Annotated in this window: 11 protein-coding genes; all 11 read right to left on the minus strand. The window is 45.4% G+C overall.

The annotated features are described in order from the left end of the window. Positions 1-28 precede the first annotated feature (28 nt). The 11 genes from AC0VYA_RS19225 to AC0VYA_RS19275 all read right to left on the minus strand — a co-directional run bounded on the left by AC0VYA_RS19225 (position 29) and on the right by AC0VYA_RS19275 (position 16,210). A complete protein-coding gene (locus tag AC0VYA_RS19225; protein ID WP_475489334.1) occupies positions 29-3,190 on the minus strand; it encodes an efflux RND transporter permease subunit in 3,162 nt (1,053 codons plus the stop codon). Between the two features lie 3 nt (positions 3,191-3,193). Then, positions 3,194-4,414 (minus strand): efflux RND transporter periplasmic adaptor subunit, encoded by a 1,221-nt coding sequence (locus AC0VYA_RS19230; protein WP_475489335.1) that lies wholly within the window; start codon positions 4,412-4,414, stop codon positions 3,194-3,196. Positions 4,415-4,626: 212 nt separating this feature from the next. Next, positions 4,627-4,905, minus strand: a complete 279-nt coding sequence (locus AC0VYA_RS19235; protein WP_475489336.1) for a DUF3325 domain-containing protein — start codon at positions 4,903-4,905, stop codon at positions 4,627-4,629. Next, on the minus strand, positions 4,896-6,485 hold the full coding sequence (locus AC0VYA_RS19240; protein WP_475489337.1) for a PepSY-associated TM helix domain-containing protein: 1,590 nt from the start codon (positions 6,483-6,485) through the stop codon (positions 4,896-4,898). Before AC0VYA_RS19240 ends, AC0VYA_RS19235 begins: the two co-directional genes overlap by 10 nt. Next, positions 6,482-6,763 carry a hypothetical protein gene (locus AC0VYA_RS19245; protein WP_473476348.1) on the minus strand — a complete coding sequence of 94 codons (282 nt, stop codon included), beginning with the start codon at positions 6,761-6,763 and terminating at the stop codon, positions 6,482-6,484. Before AC0VYA_RS19245 ends, AC0VYA_RS19240 begins: the two co-directional genes overlap by 4 nt. Positions 6,764-6,785: 22 nt before the next feature. Further along, the gene (locus AC0VYA_RS19250) at positions 6,786-9,209 is read right to left on the minus strand and encodes a TonB-dependent receptor (protein WP_475489338.1); all 2,424 of its coding nucleotides are present in this window, start codon (positions 9,207-9,209) and stop codon (positions 6,786-6,788) included. Between the two features lie 141 nt (positions 9,210-9,350). Further along, complete coding sequence (locus tag AC0VYA_RS19255) at positions 9,351-9,977, minus strand: methyltransferase family protein (RefSeq protein WP_475489339.1); 627 nt, start codon at positions 9,975-9,977, stop codon at positions 9,351-9,353. A gap of 85 nt (positions 9,978-10,062) precedes the next feature. Further along, complete coding sequence (locus AC0VYA_RS19260) at positions 10,063-11,889, minus strand: Lnb N-terminal periplasmic domain-containing protein (RefSeq protein ID WP_475489340.1); 1,827 nt, start codon at positions 11,887-11,889, stop codon at positions 10,063-10,065. Positions 11,890-11,942: 53 nt separating this feature from the next. Then, complete coding sequence (locus tag AC0VYA_RS19265; protein ID WP_041714108.1) at positions 11,943-12,392, minus strand: DUF3015 family protein; 450 nt, start codon at positions 12,390-12,392, stop codon at positions 11,943-11,945. Between the two features lie 257 nt (positions 12,393-12,649). Further along, positions 12,650-14,650, minus strand: coding sequence for a tyrosine-type recombinase/integrase (locus AC0VYA_RS19270; RefSeq protein ID WP_475489341.1), 2,001 nt, complete (start codon positions 14,648-14,650; stop codon positions 12,650-12,652). A 405-nt stretch (positions 14,651-15,055) separates the two neighbouring features. Then, on the minus strand, positions 15,056-16,210 hold the full coding sequence (locus tag AC0VYA_RS19275) for an FAD-dependent oxidoreductase (RefSeq protein ID WP_475489342.1): 1,155 nt from the start codon (positions 16,208-16,210) through the stop codon (positions 15,056-15,058). Positions 16,211-16,369 lie beyond the last annotated feature (159 nt).

The raw sequence follows: 16,369 nt of genomic DNA on the forward strand, positions 1-16,369 counted from the left end.
TGCTGGGCGTATAGTGCCAGAGGTTAACTTAATCACGGGCATTCTCCATTTTTTTAGTCTCATCATGATAAACAGGGCGTCTTTTTGAGAAGATCCCGCGAATGATCACAAAGAATAAAGGGACAAAGAAAATCCCGAAAATCGTCGCCGTAAGCGTGCCGCCTAAAATACCGGTACCGATTGAAATTCGACTGTTCGCGCCAGCACCAGATGAAATTGCCAACGGCAAAATACCAAACATAAAGGCCAGCGAAGTCATGATGATCGGGCGTAAGCGAAGCTTAGCGGCTTCAACAGCAGAACCTACTAACGACATACCTTTTTGATAAGACGCTTCAGCAAACTCAACTATGAGTATGGCGTTTTTAGAGGCCAACCCTATGGTGGTCAACAAGGCCACTTGAAAGTAAATATCGTTTTCAAGCCCGCGCAGGGTTGAAGCCAGCGCAGCACCCACCACCCCAAGTGGAATAACCAATATGACTGATAAAGGCACAGACCAGCTTTCATAGAGTGCAGCAAGGGCTAAGAACACCACCAAAATCGATATCGCATATAACATAGTGGACTGACCGCTTGAGAGCTTTTCTTGATAAGACAAACCACTCCAAGCGAAGCTTAACTTCCCTTGTCCCACTTCTTGAACTAGTCGCTCTAATTCAGTCATTGCCTGACCTGAGCTTACGCCGCTGGCGGCTGAGCCTTGTATTTGATACGAAGCAATACCGTTAAAACGTGACAAACTTTGTGGTGCACTAGACCAAGACGAAGTGCTAAAGGCTGAAAATGACGTCATAGTGGTTTCACCATCCGCGTTTTGCCCTCGCACATACCAGTCATTCAAATCTTCTGGTTTAGAGCGGTACTGCGCATCACTTTCGATATACACCTTTTTCACTCGGCCATCATCGATAAAATCATTTACGTAGGAGCCCGCCCACGCAGCAGTCAAGGTGTTAGACACATCCGCCAGCGATAATCCAAGGGACGTCGCTTTGCCGTAATCTATGTCTATTTTTAGTTGAGGGGTGTTACTCAGTGCCCCTTCGCGCACCCCCATCAGCAGCTCACTTTGCCTTGCAGCGGCCATGAATTGGTCTTTCAAGGTCGTGAGTTCATCTCGACTTGTGCCAGGAGCCGCCTGCAATTCAAAGGTAAAACCATTACTTTGTCCTAAGCCTTGAATAACAGGCTGCGACAAAGCAAATATACTTGCGTCACGTATTGTGGATAGATTCTTATTCATGCGCCCAATCAGCGCATCAGCACTTTGGTCGTCTTCAGTTCTATCATCCCATGGCGTTAACGACACAAAGCCCATGCCGGCATTTTGGCCACTACCGGAGAAGTTAAAACCAGAAATACTAAAGACCCGTTGAATGTCCTCAGACTCATTTTCAAGCAAGTATTGCTCTACCTGCTCAGAGACATCCCGCGTTCTGGATATTGATGCGCCAACTGGCATATTCACTTGAAACATTATGCTGCCTTGGTCCTCTTGGGGTAAGAATCCTGTCGGCATACGTACCACTAATAACCCTAACACCACGATAATAACGCCATACCCTAATACCCAGCGCACTTTACGGGTAATTATTTTCCCTACCTGGCTGGTATACGACGCCGTTAACTTGTCGAACATACGATTGAAGCGCGCAAAGAAGCCTTTACCTTTAGAACTATGTTCTTTATGAGTCAGGAAACTGGCACACAATGTGGGGCTCAAGGTCAAGGCCACAATTACTGACAGGGTCATAGATGACACTATCGCGATGGAGAATTGCTTGTAAATGACCCCTGTTGAGCCGCCAAAAAAGGCCATGGGTAAGAATACCGCTGACAATACCACCGCGATCCCAATCAAAGCACCGCTAATTTCAGACATAGATTCGATGGTCGCATCTCGGGGCGAAAGGTTTTTCTCACGCATTAGGCGCTCAACGTTTTCCACCACCACTATGGCATCATCTACCAGCAAGCCAATAGAGAGCACAATACCAAACATGGTTAAGGTGTTAATTGAAAAGCCAAACGCCGCTAACACGCCAAACGTGCCCAATAACACCACCGGCACTGCAATGGCGGGGATCAACGTGGCGCGCCAGTTTTGTAGGAACAACCACATTACCAGTACCACCAATACCACGGCTTCGGCCAATGTTTGCACCACTTCACTGATAGAGATTTTTATGAAATCCGTACTGTCCCGGGGAAAAGTAACCTCATACCCTTCAGGTAAATTAAGAGCAAGTTCGGCAACTTTGTCTTTGACGCGTGTGGCGGTATCAAGTGCATTCGCACCGGGTGTTAGCATTACAGCGATACCTGATGCTGGGTGACCGTTTAAGCGCGGTATAGCATCGTAACTTTCACTGCCAATCTCAACACGTGCTACGTCACCTAAGCGCACACTGGCGCCACTGGCATCTGATTTTAAAATAATATCGCGAAACTGGTCAGGCGTTTCTAACATTGATTGCGCAGTTACCGTGGCGTTTAGCTCTTGATTATCAAGGGATGGGACTGCGCCAATTTTACCCGCGGGCACTTGTATGTTTTGCGCTGCAAGTGCAGTGGTAATATCCGAGGGCATCAATTCATAGGCAGCCAATTTAGTTGGGTCTAGCCAGATACGCATGGCGTACTGTGAGCCAAATACACGGGTGTCTCCTACGCCATCTATTCGTGCCAGCGAATCTTCCATACTGGAAGAAATATAATCAGAGATATCAAACGCTGAGGCTTTGTCGGTGGTGTCGTATACCGCTGTAACCAACAAGAAATCTGTATTGGACTTGGTTACTGTTACCCCTTGAGACTGCACCGATTCGGGCAAGCGCGAGGTCACTTGTTGTACCTTATTCTGTACCTGAACTTGGGCAAAATCAGCATCTGTGCCCTCTTCAAACGTGACATTTACTGACGCAGAGCCATCAGATGTACTCGAAGATGAGAAATATAGCAGCCCATCTAATCCTGTTAATTGCTGCTCTAAAATTTGCGTCACACTGTTTTCAACAGTTTCAGCATCCGCCCCAGTGTAAGTCGTACTTACCGAAATCACGGGGGGGGCTACAGTAGGATATTGTGCAATAGGCAGCGACATAATCGACGCGATACCCGTAAGCATGATGATAATCGATATAACCCAGGCAAAAACTGGGCGGTCAATAAAGAAACGTGCAAACATGTTTTACACGCCCCCTTTTACAGCAGAAGGTGCAGAAGACGGCGCAGCGGACGAATTTCCTGATTGAGCTGCAACAGCAACCATCTTACCGTTACTTTGCATTTGCACTTCTACCGTTTTCACTTCACTGCCGGGGCCAACCTTGCTTGAGCCTTCTACCAATAGTTTGTCACCCGCCTTCAAACCTGAGCTGATAAACCATTTGTTACCAACTGCACTGATGGTTTCCACCACGCGCGACTGTACCTTGTTGTCCTCGTCAATGACGTAAGCATAAGCTTCACCTGCTGGGTTATGGTAAACACCTTGCTGGGGCACGAGAATAGCGTTGTCGTCAACCGCTTCATTAACGCGAGTACGCACAAACATACCTGGCAATAACACACCGTCAGGGTTAGGGAATTCAGCTCTTAGCGTCACGGCACCTGTTGAAGCATCAACCGCTACTTCTTGCATTTTCAGCTGGCCTTTTAGCTCGTATTCACTGCCATCTTCAAGAAGCAGAGAAACATCCGTAGAGCCTTTTTTAATATCTGCTTTGGCTAACAATTGACGTAATTTCAAGATCTCTGTACTGCTTTTGATCATGTCCACATAAATGGGGTCTAATGTACGAATTGTCGACAAGGCCGTCGTTTGTGATGCCGTGACCAATGATCCAGGGGTAACATTTGAAATACCAATCCGTCCTGAGATGGGTGCTTTTACTTTGCTAAACTCAAGGTTGATGCGCGCTGTTTCTAAAGCAGCTTCAAAACGTTCAATATCGGCTTTTGCTTCTAAATACGTTGCATGAGCATCGTCTGCATCTTGTTGCGACACACCTTCAAATTTCAAAAGGTCAGCGAAACGCTGATCTTTGAGCTTGGCGGTTGCAACGGTTGCTTTAGCACTGTTTAAATTTGCCTTAGCTTCATTGACGGCAGCTTGAAAGGTCGCAGGCTCGATTTGGTACAGAACGTCACCTTCTTCTACGAACTCGCCCTCAGTAAATAGGCGCTCTTGCATAATACCGCCAACCTGTGGACGCACTTCAGCCGTCAACGAGGCCACCACTCTACCTTGCATTTGGGTGTCAATTTTATACTCGGTAGGGGTCACGGTGAGATAAGCAACTTCAGTGACACGCCCAGCCTGAGGCTGGGGCTGAGTTGTTTCTTGCTGGCATCCACTTAGCAAGACAGAGGCTAATAACAGTCCCCCAATACACGTTAAGTATTTCATGGTAAAGCGTTCCTCGTGATAAATTAAAAACGTGAGGCAAAAGACAAACGTTCCATCGATGGATAACCATTGAATGTCGTCATTGCCTATAATGGCCAAAATAATAACAAACAGAGGGTTAAGGTAGGGTTAACCTACACCAATGAAACGCCCTAAGTGGCAGGAAATACAGGGCCTAGAGCAGGGTTAAATGTAAGTAAGTATGTAAAACGTTAATGCGCTACACGTTTTGCTAAATAGGCATGTAATAAAGCAGTTAAGAGTACATTAAGCGACAGATAGGCCAGCCAATTTACTACATTAATAGGAAGATTGTTTTGGGTGACAAATACCCAGCTAAATGAGCAAAGCATACTCACCCACCCTAGAGCTGACAGTCGATATTTCCCGTGTTTTTTAATTTTTTTCACCCACACAGGCTTCGCATGTTTGTCCATATCGAATGACAAGCACAGCAATGAAAATAACTGTAAAGCAAAGGCTAACAACATGTTTTCTGACCTAAGGTGGTTGCACTTAAACGCGTCTTTGCACGTAACCAACATGCTGTTCTAAGTGAAATAGCGCCACAGGTAAGTGTGCACAAACAAAACCCTATGTAGATGATATTGCCATTCATTAAGGCTTCAAGTAAGCGCGTATGCTCTTGGTACACATCGACCAAAGGCAATAACAAGCACAAGAAAGCGATGGTAAACAGTTGCTCCTCCCACGCCCTTCGTGAGTCGCGTATTAAACTGTGTAGCAAGCACCCCAACCAGCCCCAAAGAAAAACCTGTACCTCAAGGGCGGCTCGATTTTCGATAGCAATAGGAATGAGCCGATTACCAAGAAAATAGGCAATGATAGCTAACGGCAGTCCGCAGAGCGTGGCAATATTGAGCCGCTCGACGATGGTATGCCCAGTATGACGTGTTTTTATCTTGGCTAGACGCTTGTTTAGCCAAATGACCAAACCAGTGCCAATAAGCGCAGTAGATAGAAGACCGAGCAGGAATAATAGCCAGCGCAAACCAATGCCTGCAAAGTGCGCTTCATGCAGACCGAAAAATACTCTTCGTACACTGGCCGCGGTGCTGACCGGCGGGTAGCCGGTTAAAGCATGACCGGTGAGGGCTGAAAAAACCAAGCGCTCAGTCTGATAAGACAGAGTATGTTCATTAACGCGCTGAACAATGACTCGGCCATTTTCGTTATAAGGTTGCTCAAAGGTAATGACGTCAATTTGATGTTGCCCAGCCCATTGTTGATTCACCTGGGCTTGTATCGCTGAAAAATCTCGCAATGGCTGAAAACTTGTCCCCTGCTTAGAAGAGGAAGTTAATGACGACTGTGACCCAGATGCGGATGACACTGGGGCTGTTCGAACAGCAGAAACTGGACTTAAACCAGGGCTAAGCGCACGGCTGAGCTGCCTTTCACCACCAGCGTAATGCTCTGCGGCCCAAGGCATGTACATGATCACATATATCATGATACCGCTGGCGCAAATCATAATGCAAAAGGGTATTGTGACAATCCCCGCAAGAGCATGAAAATCCGTTAAGGTCTTTTGCAACTTGTTAGTACGCAAGGTGAAAAAATCGCGAAAGAAGCGTCTGTGGGTAAAAATGCCACTGAACACGGCCACCAACATGAACATAGCCGCAACACCCGCTATGTAACGGCCGCCATAGCCTCGTAGATGCAGCGTATAGTGAAATACTCGAAAGAAGTTACCCCCAGCAGTTTCTCGAGGGGAAATGACAGATCCAACTTGCGCGCCTAAATCCAGGCTATGTCTATCACGCCCTTCGCTCCATTGTATGCTCCACTTCTGATTGCGTTCATTCGGCAAATAGATTCGCCATCTGTCGGCGTTTTCGCCTTTGTCGTGCAACATTGTCAGTGAACGATTAATGGTATTTTTACTGGTCGCAACGTGCTGCAGTTCAGGCTGCATCCACTGGGTTATTTCCGGATTAAAGTAACTTAAGGTACCCGTTAAAAAAATGGTAAATAACAGCCAACCTAAGACTAAACCAGAGTATGTATGTAGCCATATCATCGACTTTCTAAAATCAGGCTTCATACATCACCTAGGGCGTATATGATGACGCCGCACACACTTAATATTAAACACACATCGCGGCACAGTAAGACACTACTCTTGCGACAAAAACTGATGATAATCAACGCAAAATAAAACAAGTAGCTCAGCATAGTGCTAACCATTACCGCTTCATTTTTGTCACATAGGTGACTCAACACTAACAGGGGCACACACGCAAAACTAAAGGCCACTGAAGCAAGGTAGCCGCCAATAATGGCGACTATCATGCGAAGTGACACATCCAGTTGATGTTTCATCAGTAGGGTCGCAACCAGTCTGTTAGAAACGATATGATGCGGTTAATTTGGCGTTGCGACTTTCACCTGGTAAACCACCTAAGTACAGAGCCTTACTGTAGTAAGTTTCGTCGGTAAGATTGTTTAGGTTAAGCTGAATGTTCCACTTCTCGCCGACGTAAGTTACTGCACCACCCAATACGGCGTAGGCGTCAACAATCGCATAGTTAATACCAAATGCAGATGCCGCAATTGAGCGTTCATCTTCATAATTCACCCCAATGCTGAATTTGACTGGATAAGAAAGACCGTCAAACTGGTGGCTGTAACTTGTCCATAGACTGGCAAATTTTTGTGCAATCCCCTTGGTTTGTTCTTCTACTTGGCTTAATGCATGACTGCCGGGGTTAGTAACTGCATCTTGATAGGTTGCGTTAAAATTCATCGACCACTGGTCATTCAGCATTAGGTTGACGTCTAACTCGACACCTTGTGTTTCATCACGTTCGTCATAATAATATTCAGGTACGTCAATGTTATAAAAGGCATCTTCTGGATCATCTTCGAAAAGCGGGTTCGAATAACGTAGGTTAGTTCTACTGGTTTTAAACCAGACTAAGGATGCTAATAGTTCTTCATCAAAGGCCGTAAACCTTGTGCCTAAATCAAAGGATTCAGATTCTGAGTCAGGACGGTCGTCATCTCCCGTCAAGCTACCTAACACACTGTAAGCAGTGCGACCTTTAGATTGATTCACGAAAGCGGCAAATTGCTCAGTTACCTTGTAGTTCAGCCCCACATTGTAGGTAAAACCATTATCGTCGGCATCAAATTCAGGATTGCCATCACTGAATTGGTTTTGGTATGTCTGCTTGATACCACTGTAGGCGCCACCTACTCGCGCTGTCAGTGAGTTTGTAATATATAAAACCTCTTGTAGGCTCAATCCCCAAGCTTTTGCTGACTTGTCATATTTGCTGCGAAGCGACGGGTTATAATCATCAAACTCACCAGTAGGCCAATTAGGTTCACGTATATCTAATATATACGGTACGGGATCGCTGCGAGTATCGTCTGCATCCCAAATTGAATATTGGGTATACGTCATATCACGATATTCGTAATTAGCGCTTATTAAGTGTTCACCACGTAAACTGCCTGCACTCCAAGTTTTCGATATATCAGCGAAATATTGCCACGTCGATTCCTCAGCAGAGATATTACGGTACTCTTGGCGGCGCGCAGCAAACGGGTACAGCACATCATCAATGATCAACGGCGCTCTCGGGTCAAGATTAATCACCCCGCTTCGGTTGTGATAAATATAGTTATAGGCAGAGGTTTGACGAATATAGTCAGTAGTGTAATTCCTATATTGAAATTGATGGGTTAGACGCCAATTGTTAGCAAACTCCAAATCTTGACGCACCTTTAACCTAAGCTCTTCGCCCTCATTAGGAGTCGACATTGGCGAAATTAATCCTGTATCACCAAGGTCAATTGGCTGCCAGCCGTCCGTTGCACTAAGAGAATCAGCAAGAGTCTGGCGTTGCTCTTCCGTTAGCTGTACGCCACCGTCAGCAACGTCGCCATTGGCTAGATCGTCAGCGGTAATGCTACCTGAGTCGGAGTCGATTAAACTCAAATCGATCAAACGTACAGGATGGCCAATCGAGTCAATCTGCACAGCATCATCGATGTACGCCGCTGAGAAAAGCACCGAGTTATCGGCAGAAAATTCATGACTCAATGACGCGTATAACTCGCTACGTTCTGAGCTTAACCCGCGATAACCATCCGATGTTTCATAGTTTGCCACTAAGCGGTAAGCCGTATCTTTTGCTAAGCCTCCGGTTGCGTCAAACATCACACCGTAGTTGTCCCACTGACCAACGACAAAGCGCATTTCATAGGCTTCTTTTTGTTGTGGCTTTTTCTCAATCAGGTTGATCACGCCACCAGCAGCACCCATGCCGTAAAGACCGGTTGCAGGGCCTTTGAGTACCTCAATGCTTTCAACATTGGTCATGGTACGCGTTGGGTTGTAGCTGTTTTCTAAATCTGCACCACCATACATTCCATCATAGGCATAATTAACACCTAAACCGCGAATGGCAAGGTTATCGCCCACACCGTAGTTATTACCATCTTGAGATAAACCACTGACATTTCGCAGCGCTTCTTGCAAGGTAGTACCCGCTTGCTCGTTGATTAAGAGCTTATCAACCACTACGACTGCTGCAGGTGTTTGCATCAAACTCATATTCGATTTAGTCGCTGTGCCTGAGTCCATAATCAACTGGTTATGTTTACCGTAAACAGTGATCTTTTCTACATCGCTAACTGTCACTGCAGCCTTATTATCCGAAGCACTGGTTTCGTTCGCTAAGGTAGGAATAGAAGCGGCGGTCAATATGGTGGCAACAGCCGTTGATATTGGCCAGTGGTGTGTGCTTTTGGAATACATGGTGGGCCCTAATAAATGATGACAACTTCAAAGGCCGCGAATGGTAATTAATATCATTTAGATTAGCAATATTTAGTTACCAATTAACGCTATTTTGATACTTTATGATTATTTAATTTACCCGTTATGGCGCATCTGTTGCTAAAGCCAGCGCCTAACGTTGAGTAAATAGTCGGTGTATGCCACAGGATAGGCTTGAGACAAATGCGCTTCTTCAACTCGGATTTGTCGGACCAATGAAAGTACGCCAACGAGCAGGCAAATTAGCGAAAAAACACTGGGCAGAGCCAGAAAAAAACCTAATTGAGCCACCGCAATAGCAGTAAACATAGGATTGCGTGAAAAGCGAAAGAACCCCCGTGTAAGGAGTGTTCTAGGTCCTGTTGGGTCAACACCTGAGCGCCAATATTCGCCCATGCTCAAATGCACTATAATGGTTACAGTAAATCCAAGGGTCAGTAAAATATTGCCTGTCAGTAACACGCAAGGGACAAGCAAAAATGAGAATATGCCTAAGTAGTAATCAAGTGCGGGAAAACCCCACCTGAATAAGCAAACCATCCAAATAATGACTCGAAATAAACGAAAAAGTGTGTGATTCCACCAAGAAGTGCAAAACCGCTCTCCCGCAAACACTTGTTCGTTACCGCTTTTGTACTTTGCTACGGTGATCTTTACGGCATAAAAAAGTGCGACAAAGGTAAAGAAAACGGCAAGATAATCTCGCGTAAACTCAATTAGTATCAACGCCTGTCCAGATATTGCCATACATGCTTACACACTAAAAAATAGACTAAAGTGACAATGGTAAAGACCTATGCAGGAGGAAGCGAGCACTCATTTGTTGTCTAGCTTAGAAATACCAACTGCCGCTTAAGGAAAGCTCTGTATTGTTATGATGACTGATACCGAAACGAATATCGGTTGTCTTGGATGCAAACGTACTGACCTCACAGGTACTTTTTATTCTTTTGCGATAAGCATTGCTGTCTATGCGGATCGGAAACACGATTTTACACAAGCCTTTGTACGCATCCGTTTGCCATAGAACACCCAAGGTCGGTAATATCATAAAGCGTGTATCCAGTGAGTCAGGTGTTTGCATTCTGCCAACGGCCAATGCATAAAGCGTAGTATCCCCCATCGCAATTCCTTTACCGAAGCCACTTTCTAGGAAAAATTCATTGCTGACATCTGCTGGCCCTAAATAGTCACGTTCGTTACCCAAGCGCAGCTGCCACGCAATGCCTATATCATCAGGTAAACCAGTCGCACCGGTGTCGACCGTTTCTATATTTAGCAAATCGAGTTTACTCAGCGCCAAATTGTCATCCGTTAAACGTACTGACAGCGCCGCCATTGATAATGCTGAGTTTGGTAAAATACCACCGCCACGGGCTAGCATGTCGTAGTAAGCAGGGCGAAACATAATCTCTGCGAAGCCTTCGTGGCCATTATTGTGCCCTAATGTAGTTCGCACCGTCGTGGGGTTCTGTCCTGTGTGCGGCAATACTTCAGTATGTGTGCTCCACTGCACTTTTTTGGCTGGTAAAACGATACGTGCCCGCTGAACATTCCTTTTAAGTGACTGCAGTTTGATATCATCTTTATTTAATTCTAGGCTGAAATTGACATAGTCGAGCAAAACGTCGAGTAACATCAGCTGTTGTTTCAATGACAAGGCTTCAAGATAATTTTGGACTTCCACCAGCGTGCCTGCGTTATTAACAATGTCGCTTAGTGTCTCCTGCATCGTCACATCTAATTCAGCAAAATGTTGTCTGAACCGAGCTTGGCGAGAAAGAGTGTGCTCTACCTTTTGCACGGCGGGGTGACCTGAAATCGTTGTGGCTTGCTCAAGAGCCGAAAATACGCTGATGGGTAATACGAAAGGCCGCCTATTTGATATCAAGTCTTGCTCTAATACTAGCTCAAGCATTTTGGCAATATGATAAGCGCAATTGCGGTGGGTAAAATAATATCGATACTCTGTGAAAAGCAACTCCCAAGCATGGGCAATCAATATTGTCTTTTCGTCAGACGTTAAGTTTAAGGTATATTGCCAAAGGTCACGCATTTCAACTTCGGCGTAGTTAATATTGTAGCGGTAATAGTGGTTGCTGCTGTACTTGGCGTCATATCCCCCCACTAACCCCTTTAAGATATAAGCTACTGGGTTTTCGTTATCAGGTACTTTCGCACCAAAATTCAAGCTATTGCTCAATAAATCTACTGAGAACGCTTCACTTTTCAATTTAAACAACAAGTGACCATAAAATGAGGCTGGATTACCCAGGTAACCATCGGCGTAAACAATACTCACCTGCTGCTTCGAGAGATCTCCTTGCCACTGTTTAAAATTGTCACACAAAGAAGGTACATGAACTACATCATAGCCCAAGGAACGCAAGTAATGTGCTCTGGCTGGATAGCGGCATACTCGCTCATCGAATATTCTGTTAGATGGCGTTAATAGCGCTAAGCTGGCCACAAATTCGGCCTCGGGGTTATTTTTCCCCTGAGTACTTAGGAAAAAATCAGCGTTCTTTATTTCACTAATATGGCTGCTTGCAGAATAGTGAACGAGTTTCTGCCACGTACGCGATTGCCAAGGCTCTTGGGCGTTTACGCTAACGGTAAAAAAAAGGCAAAAAGTTAAAATAGATAAGGCAAGTTTCATGGGGCACTTTGAAACGGGCATCTAGGATACCCGTTAACGAGGATGAATATGATTTAGCTAGCTGAACAAGCCGTTTCTGCAATATTGAACAATTGTTCTGCTTTCGCTGAATCACTTGCCACACTTGATAATACGTTCGTCGCTACTTCTGAACGAATTTCGCTCGCAGCAGTAGCATCACAGCTCATCATTGTCATCATTGCGGTCAAATGAGCGCCTTCACCTTGAACTATTTCATCTTCAAGTTGGCTATACGTTTCATTTATGAACATAGCAGTCTTGGTGCGCGCACCATCACAGCTGTCTTCTGATGCACTCGCAGACGTCACCGCGGTTGTCCCTAGATCCCAAATGATGTTTGAAATAGCGGCAGCTACACCGTTTTCAGGGAATATCATCGCGCCAATACCACATTGTTGCCAAGGGTTGAGCTTCTCTTCATCGGCTTGAACTGATGTAGTAGTTAGTAATAAAAGTGCTGCGGCACCAATAATTTTTTTCATTTTACTGTTTCCATTTTTTATAGTTATTTTCCTCGCGCGAGCGATACTTACATGTTTGTTACAAGTGAGCAACGCTTTCATCGCACAAGGGCTACAACAGCATATTTAATAAGCAATTCAGATAATTAGGTAACAAATAACAACTAAAAAAGAAAAGTGGTAACCTACCTAACGCAAATATTACGCGACAGGGATTTGCGCAGGGGGCGGGCATCATGCCAATCATTGTTGCTTTGCATAGCACTTAAATAGCATATTCAAAAGTAGGGAAACATCGTATTTGCTTGCTCGATATCCACTGATTTGCCGTGGCGATTGACGGTCCGGTATTTCCCTAACTCGGCTGGTTTGAGATAGCCAGCAAGTTGCTCTAAATCGTTTAATCGAACCCCTTGGCTGACCAAGTACGTTAAATAGGTATGCCTTAATACCTCACCAGAGAGCTGTTCTGGGTAAGGTAGCTCAGCATCATGCGCGGCGTTGATAATGAGTTGATTAAAATCTTCAATTGAAAGCGGGTTTAACCATAATAAATCATCTTCCTTTAGCCCTTCGCAAAGCTGTTCAAGGACAGTGATTAATTGACCAGCGAGTGGTATTTGCCGCGCATATGCACCCGTTATATTCAGCTTCGTTTTACCTACCATGCAATCAGCTTTGGTAATTTGGCGCAGTTCAGTGGCATTGACACCGCTTAACATTAAACCGATAACGGCCTTAGCTTGCTTATTTGCAACCCCGTACAAGGCCTGACACTCGTCGGTGGTGAGTAAACGGATGTTTTCTTGCTGGGGTTGATGACTCTCTTGCGGCTGATGACTCTGATGCTCGCCTAGGCGCAACGCTTGTGCCTTGGCCTCTAACTGCGCCTGATGAGCCCCCTGCAATTCAGCATAAGACTGGCCGCGTTGCTCACCGGGCAAAACCACAAAATTGCTGCTGCCTAAATTGGGTGAACTCCTACGCACAATAAAGCTAAATAATAATAATGCCGCTATAGCACATACAATGGCGGCAATGATGCTGATTAAAGTGTCTTGCCAATAGTTAGGACCCACAGGAAACTCTGGAGTAAAGGGCGGTTCGAGTATGCTTATTTTGGCATCAAACGGCTTAGATACTTCTTGTTCAACCAGCTGATTATTTACCGTTTTCGCCTGTAATTGTAAGTCTTTGAGGGCATCATCTAACCGTCGATACTCAGCTAATTTTTGATTAAATTGCTGCGCTTGATTTTGAAAGTCTGCTAATTGCGCTTGCAAACGCTTCACTTTGCCCACTGAAGCGGCTAAATTTCGCTGAGAATCCTGCAAGTATAAAAGCTGGCTGTCGGCTATTTGGTTTGCTAGCTCTTCTTTCAAGGCTTTCGCCTTTTGTTGTTTGGCTACTACCTCAGGATCACGTTGCAGGTATTGCTGTGTGTATTGCTCTGACAGTGCTGACAGCTCCGCCTCTAGCGCTTGCAGTACAGCTCGGTTCGCATCGATACTTGGGCGATCCGTGGGGCGCTCAACTTGCTGACCACTTGCCAATGACGCGTTAAGACTGTCTAGCTCTGCTAGCGCCTGCGCTTTTTGCGCTTCAGCCTCGTCTAAAGAATTGCTCAATCCTTTGATTTTATTAGGAATAATATTTTCATTACGCTCTAAAGAGATAATATTATTGGCCTCAGAAAACGCCTCTACTACGTGCTTCTGTTCAGTGATTTTTTGCTCTAATACCGCCAATTGCTGTTGGTACTGCCGCTCTTCGTCAGAGCCGTTACTCAGTTTTTCTCGCTCTAATAATGAGGTATACAACGACAACCATTGTTGTAAAACATCCTCAAGCAAATCAGGAGTCGGCCCTGTAGTTTGCAAGGTGATTATCTTGCCTGTTTCACTGGCCGTTGCGCTAAGCATATTTCGTAACTGCTGAACATTAAGATCAATTAAATGGTCTTCTCGCAGCTTAGTTGATAACGCCTGTAAAGTGCTGTTGCTGGTTAAACGTTTCTGGTTAAGGCTAAGTTGCTGCTGGGCTATATAATCAAGCTCTTCAGCATTTTGCGAGGTGTAAGCAAAATGCATAATCGCCTGACTTTGATACTCAGGCGCTCTGGTCCAAATAAAGAGATTGGCCAAGAGCATCACACAAAGAAACGTACCTACGAGTACTTGCCATCGCTTGGTTTGGATTTTTTGTTGCTCTTGCGCAGCGATAGGGTCGTAACCACCGTTTAGCATATTGGGAATATAATCAACTTTGTTAAAGGGCATTGCACGATTCCATTTAGCGCTGATACGAAGAAGAAATAGAAAAAATAGCGGATCTTAGGATAAAACGTATCAACTTACTGCCTATCATATTAAGTCTAACTAGGTTTACCGCTGATTAAAACATGACGCAAGACTCAGCCACTACTAAAAAATTAATTCGCTTGAATTTTAATCGATATGACCGTGACTTATAAGAGATCTGGTGCGGGCTTTAGGCAATGTGCAGCAGGTTTTGGGTGGTGAATCGTGCATTGTGGGTAAACTAATATCAGCGTGCTATCACGACAACGGTCCGTCAGCGCGCAGTAAGAAAACCAACTTGGCGCGCTGACTTGTTCAGTGCTTTTCCCGCTATATTGGGTGTGTTAAGACTATATTGAGTGCGTTAAGACTTTATTGAGTGCATTAAGATTTAGACAACCCGGCAAAAAACGCTTGGCTCTCAGTTAAAATACGCTCTGTTTCTTGCGGCTCAGGTTGCGTCGACCAATCGCCTGGTTTGAAAGTACCGCCTAAGATCATGTAGTCATTTCGCGAAAACATATACAGCGGGCCCTTGCCACTGCCACCGCCTACAGTAAGAAAATCTACAGCGGGGTCTGGTGGGAGCAATATCAACTGGCCTTTTGCAGGGGTAATCCCTTCATCACCGAACAAGGCACGTGAACCTAAACCAGTGCAATTGAATACAACGGGCTCTTGTAACCCATGTATTTCGTCTTGGTCTTTAAAGTCACGGATCACAAATACACCACCAGCAGCTCTGACGTCTTGAATCAAGCGACGTAAGAAAGTCCCAGTCTCCACCAGCATGGTTGCCGACACAGTACAGTAATTTGTAGTAAAGGGATGCTCACCAGGGCCATAAGTCTGTCGATAGGGGTAAAACTGACTAAATGGACTATCCGCCGTCGGGAGGGTGTCGCTTGCAGTATATAACTCTGTCCATTTTATCGCGTAGTCGTCGCCGACCATACGAGCAAAGGTTTCATGGGATATTTGCGCTGCAAGTTGCAATTGCAATTTAAATGCAGCCGAAGATACCATCGGGTCATGCACGCTGAAAGGGCCCCATTCACCACCTGCGACTTGCGATGTGGTGTGCCGTGCCATTTCTTTGGTATAAATGGTTACGCTCCAGCCTGCTTCTTGCAATAATCTGGCTGTGGTGAGCCCCATAACACCGCCACCAATGATGGCTGCTTTTTTACTCTTAGCGTTACCCACGTAAGTGTTTTTGACTTCACTGACCGCTAATGCAGAAGAGCCCCAAGATAGGGTAACGCCACCGCCACCATGTCCATAATTGTGCACCAGGGTTTTATCACCGAAAGGTTCGCTTGTAACCACAAAGCCTTCGGCTCTGTAAGGTCTATGGCCAACAATTTCAGTGATAATATTATTGGCAGATATTCTCGGTGCCACCATGGGTTTTCGAGAGAATGGACGCTCAAAGCCTTTGTTTGCCGGTGTTTGCGTACAACCGGTTAGCGAAGCAGCGACCGCTCCAGCCCCCAGACCTTGTAAAAAATGTCTACGCTTAAGTGCTCGGTGCAACATGTATTCCTCTCAGTTTTTTGTCTTTTTCGCACCAGCGCCCACCGCAAATTAATGCATGGGATGGCAAGAAATACTGGCTTAAGCCACCCTAAGCAAAGTGCCTGCCAAAAACCAAAGACGATTGAAAGTTGTTCGTGGTAAAGCTAAGACGTAAGAACT

The sequence above is a fragment of the Paraglaciecola sp. QJM3NY_14 genome, assembly GCF_056173245.1.

Excerpts from the sequence above, each read along its gene's own strand:
- AC0VYA_RS19225 (WP_475489334.1), bottom strand. The coding sequence starts at position 3,190 with ATGTTTGCACGTTTCTTTATTGACCGCCCAGTTTTTGCCTGGGTTATA.
- AC0VYA_RS19230 (WP_475489335.1), bottom strand. The coding sequence starts at position 4,414 with ATGAAATACTTAACGTGTATTGGGGGACTGTTATTAGCCTCTGTCTTG.
- AC0VYA_RS19235 (WP_475489336.1), bottom strand. The coding sequence starts at position 4,905 with ATGTTGTTAGCCTTTGCTTTACAGTTATTTTCATTGCTGTGCTTGTCA.
- AC0VYA_RS19240 (WP_475489337.1), bottom strand. The coding sequence starts at position 6,485 with ATGAAGCCTGATTTTAGAAAGTCGATGATATGGCTACATACATACTCT.
- AC0VYA_RS19245 (WP_473476348.1), bottom strand. The coding sequence starts at position 6,763 with ATGAAACATCAACTGGATGTGTCACTTCGCATGATAGTCGCCATTATT.
- AC0VYA_RS19250 (WP_475489338.1), bottom strand. The coding sequence starts at position 9,209 with ATGTATTCCAAAAGCACACACCACTGGCCAATATCAACGGCTGTTGCC.
- AC0VYA_RS19255 (WP_475489339.1), bottom strand. The coding sequence starts at position 9,977 with ATGGCAATATCTGGACAGGCGTTGATACTAATTGAGTTTACGCGAGAT.
- AC0VYA_RS19260 (WP_475489340.1), bottom strand. The coding sequence starts at position 11,889 with ATGAAACTTGCCTTATCTATTTTAACTTTTTGCCTTTTTTTTACCGTT.
- AC0VYA_RS19265 (WP_041714108.1), bottom strand. The coding sequence starts at position 12,392 with ATGAAAAAAATTATTGGTGCCGCAGCACTTTTATTACTAACTACTACA.
- AC0VYA_RS19270 (WP_475489341.1), bottom strand. The coding sequence starts at position 14,650 with ATGCCCTTTAACAAAGTTGATTATATTCCCAATATGCTAAACGGTGGT.
- AC0VYA_RS19275 (WP_475489342.1), bottom strand. The coding sequence starts at position 16,210 with ATGTTGCACCGAGCACTTAAGCGTAGACATTTTTTACAAGGTCTGGGG.